Genomic DNA, 4352 nt, shown 5'->3' on the forward strand with positions numbered 1-4352 from the left:
TTCTTGATGCACGAAAAGACTTAACTTGCATAATTATATAGATCTCAAATGGGTTTTATAGAAATGGTCTAATGATTTTATACTTTTCTCTGTCCTAACCGCTCTGGCAGTTGCTATATACGGCTGACGCCATGCTCCGCGTTTAATGTCGCACAGGGAAACCCCATAATCCTTCTACTCCGTTAATACCTCGGGAGCCGATATACACTGCCACAATTTATCGAGTCATCGCATCTATAAGCTAACCAAACCCATTGCTTGTTTCCTTTGTGTCTAATTCTCAGAGTTAATCCTTTATAATGTATGCTTCACATTAAATTAGCGTGGGTAAACAATTTTGTTTAGGTAATTAATTGCTATTTATAACTATTTGCTCAAGAATTATTTTTGAGTCTTTGAGCCTAATTTAGAACTATTCTAAGATGTGAAATTGTGGCACTCAGATAGAATAAATTTGCTTTATTTTTCAATATTAAGTTTTTTAGGAGTTAGGAAAAAATTGGTTAAACATGGGGAGATGAAATAGATAATGCATTAAATTTGAGGGTATATTTTTTTTCTCAAAACTAATGCTTAGATGGTTAAGATACTTGCATATAGTAATTATATAGATATCAAACTGGTTTTGTACAAACAATGTTTTCAAATTTGAGATAAGATTCGATTTATTTAGTTAAATTTAAAAAAAGCACTATTTATTGTGAATCAAGGGTATTAAATTTTAGGCAGGCACATAAAATAAATTACAAATCTATACAAACCGAATTCTTGGGTTTATAAAGATTGCACCTAATTAGAATAGGTAAATAATTTTGTTTAGGTACTTATTATACCGAGGGATATCCTGAAAGTTAAGCATCTGAAAAAGTAATTACTATACTAATTTTTTAGATGCTCACTATAATCATAGTAATTATATAATGCTAAAGATACCAGTCCTAAATGAGTCGGAATAAGTTTAAATTTATCAGATAACATTAAAACCTATCTTCTGACTGAATCATGTTATAACGACTTTGTATTTTAGAATAGTCTAAATCACATAATTCATATGGAATTCCTAATATGTCAATTTTACTCAGTTAGGTAGGAATAAGAAAAAAATAAAACCGGATAAAATTAATTACGCTCAAGAGGTTTGAGTTTCAAAAACCAAAATTCCCCGGTTTTGTTTAATTTATGTTCCTGAAAGATTGATTTTCTGTTAGGGCATTAGTAGTGGAAAATTTTAATTGAATTATTTCTATGAATACAATAGTAATTAAAATAGGTACTTCTAGCCTAACTAATTCAGAAACTGGAAATTTAGCCTTATCCACAATTTCTAGCTTGATTGAAACTGTTACTAATTTAAATCGCCAGGGACATCGAGTAGTTTTAGTTTCATCTGGATCTGTTGGTATAGGTTGTGATATCTTAGGGTTAACCGAAAAACCTCGGAATATTTCTATGAAGCAAGCAGTAGCAGCAGTTGGTCAAGGACGACTAATGCGTGTTTACGATGACTTGTTTTCATCTTTACAACAGACAATTGCCCAAATTTTACTTACTAGAAGTGACCTAACACGACGTAGTAGTTATGTCAATGCCTACAACACATTTCAACAATTGTTGCGACTGGGTATAATCCCAATAGTTAATGAAAATGATACTACTGCTGTCGAAGAGCTAAATTTTGGGGACAATGATACTCTCTCAGCTTTAGTTGCTAGTCTAGTAGAAGCTGATTGGTTATTTATATTAACTGATGTTGACAGATTATACTCAGCCGATCCGAGAAATAATCCAGATGCTTTACCTATTAGCTTGGTAGAGCGAATCGAACAACTCGAAGAACTTCAAGTTCAAACTGGGGAATCTGTTAGTGGACGAGGAACTGGCGGAATGATTACAAAAATTGAGGCTGCTAAAATTGCTACTGCTGCTGGAGTCCGAACTGTAATTACCGATGGTAAACTACCCACTAATATACATAAAATCCTCAGTGGAGAATCTATTGGCACCCAGTTTGAACCCCAACCACAACAAGTAAATGCTCGCAAACATTGGATTGCCAATGTTTTAGTTCCGGCAGGCCAACTCTATCTAGATCAAGGTGCAGTTAAGGCCATTTCTAAGTCTGGCAAATCCCTATTAGCTGCTGGTATTACTCAAGTAGAAGGGGAGTTTAATTCATCAGATGCTGTAAAGCTATGCAATGAAGAAGGTGAGGAAATAGCTAGGGGACTTGTGAACTACAGCAATGTTGAATTGCAAAAAATTCTAGGTTGTCGCTCAGAAAATATACCTGATATTTTGGGCTATGCAGGAGCTGAAACAGTTGTACATAGAGATAATCTTCTGATTACAAATTAAATCATTGTTTCTGGTGGAGCGATATCTGAAGCAACAACTACACTACCTGCGATAGATTTTAATCCTGGTGTTTGAGTAGTTTCTAAATGGCGATTTGAGTGGGCAACTGAATCAGGTTGTTCTAGTGTATCTGGAATCATATTTGCTCCAGGACTTGGTTGTTGAGACATCCAACTTAGTCCACTTACTGCTCCAGCCATTAAAGCTGTATAACCTAAATATAAGTAGGCTGGATGTAAATAAAATCTCAAATCTTGATTAGACTTAGACCAAGATGGCATTAAGCCTTGAAGTGAATTAGAAATAGGTAAGGCTGCTGCTAAAGTTACTCCATCAAATCCTAAAGCGTTGCCAAGACGAAAGATGAATCCTCGAAGATATACATCTTCTGGTAATTTTTCTGTTTCGCCTTTCTCTATTGCTTCTAGGTAATGAAGTGGCACAAAGGTTTGTTTATGAATTTGTTTCATAGATAAACAACGCATTTTTCGGGCTTTTTGTAGTTTTTTGCCAAGTTCCTGTAGATATGTATTTTTTTCCTGAAGTTCTAAGGCTACTTGTTCTGCTTTTGTCAGCTTTTTATTCCATTTCAGTAGATTATTTTTTGGTTTAAACTCTTGAGAGTAATTACTGTTATTTTCTGAAAGATTAGTGTCTGTATTATCGGAATTAATAGATACTGGTATTGATTCAGTTGGAGTTTCTGCTTCCATGGCATTAGTTAGGTTTGTAGTCATTTTTTCTTGAACCTGATCTTGATTTTTAGGGATTAACTGTTCCTGATATTTCTGTTGAGAAAGAGGATTTTTTTCCTGCTCATCTATATTATTAGCCTGAACATCAATTAGATCTGTTGAAGACTCTTGTTTATCTGGTATTAATGTTCTAGTTAAATTTTTGAGTCTGAGTTTGATTGCTTCAGATCCTAATGCTTCGATTTGAGCTTCAATTTGATCCACTGCTTCTTCTAGGGTATTTTTTAAGTTTATCAACATAAGACTGTAAATTTGGCTAGTTTGGATTTCAGCTTCGATATTAGTAGGTAGCGATATAGCTACCGCTAGGCTCCGCCAACGCCAACTATCTTGATGTATTTCTATGGGAATATGTCCAGAAAAACTATGGCTAGATGCAAGTTTGAATTCCATGATTATGGTTTTAGTTTTATTGATACTTAATAGGAGTAATCTAAGTAATTTATTCTATGAGTTAGTTGTGATTCCGGATTAATAACTATGAAGATTTACACCAGTTTTTACATTGGTTAGATACAAAGTTTTAAGACTTTAGGGAAAAGAAAACACAGGTTAAAATGAGACTCTACTTTACTATCCTGAAAAGTTCTGTAACCCACATTCCGCAGGTCAAATTGTAATATTAAAAGTAGTATAAAAATCGGTAGCTTAGTAAGTATTTATACTGTATAAATCATCTTCATTGATCTTTCTCTTTTGTCAAATTATCAGGAAAATATTAAGTATAAATGCTTACTTAATTGTTTAATCATTAAGTTACCACTATGATTTTTTCCTGACTCCTGATTCCTGACTCCTGACTCCTGATTTTATACTACATATTGAAATATTGAAGTACGTAATGTAGTCTGTAATTTTTGTTGTTTGTAGAATTTTCTGACTAGTAAATTTTCTTCTTATAGAGAAAATTTTCATCATAAAGATTACATTAACACGACAAAATATAGTACAAAAAATAGGAGACAGGAGATAATTATAGTGGTCAAGAGGAGTAAGTAATTGAGTATTTATACTTAATATTTGGGGTTGGTGATTAGGTAATGTTCTTCAATATTTATGAACTGTACAACTATAGTTTTTTCATAGATTTTTAAGACAAAAGCATTACACATTCACCAACGCCTAATATTTTCCCGCTCGTCTGGCTCCTCAGAAAGGTCAAATGCAGGAGCTATATAGTATAAATACTTACCGAATTATTAATTATTAATTGTTAATTAAATAATTGTGGTTTAAAGCCTC

At 33.2% G+C, this 4352-nt stretch carries 2 protein-coding genes; one reads left to right on the top strand and one right to left on the bottom strand.

From position 1 onward, the window contains the following. Positions 1-1245: 1245 nt before the first annotated feature. Positions 1246-2355, top strand: a complete 1110-nt coding sequence (proB, locus tag ACP6PL_RS22500) for a glutamate 5-kinase (RefSeq protein ID WP_426547515.1) — start codon at positions 1246-1248, stop codon at positions 2353-2355. Here proB and ACP6PL_RS22505 read toward each other — a convergent pair. After that, entirely contained in the window at positions 2352-3503 is a 1152-nt protein-coding gene (locus ACP6PL_RS22505) for a helix-turn-helix domain-containing protein (RefSeq protein ID WP_426547516.1), read from the bottom strand. The genes proB and ACP6PL_RS22505 overlap by 4 nt on opposite strands. Positions 3504-4352 lie beyond the last annotated feature (849 nt).

It is taken from the genome of Dapis purpurea BLCC-M126 (assembly GCF_050015975.1).
Lineage (GTDB): Bacteria > Cyanobacteriota > Cyanobacteriia > Cyanobacteriales > Microcoleaceae > Trichodesmium.

What these genes read in the sequence shown, in the direction of transcription:
- proB (WP_426547515.1), top strand. Translation starts at nt 1,246, where the DNA reads ATGAATACAATAGTAATTAAAATAGGTACTTCTAGCCTAACTAATTCA.
- ACP6PL_RS22505 (WP_426547516.1), bottom strand. Translation starts at nt 3,503, where the DNA reads ATGGAATTCAAACTTGCATCTAGCCATAGTTTTTCTGGACATATTCCC.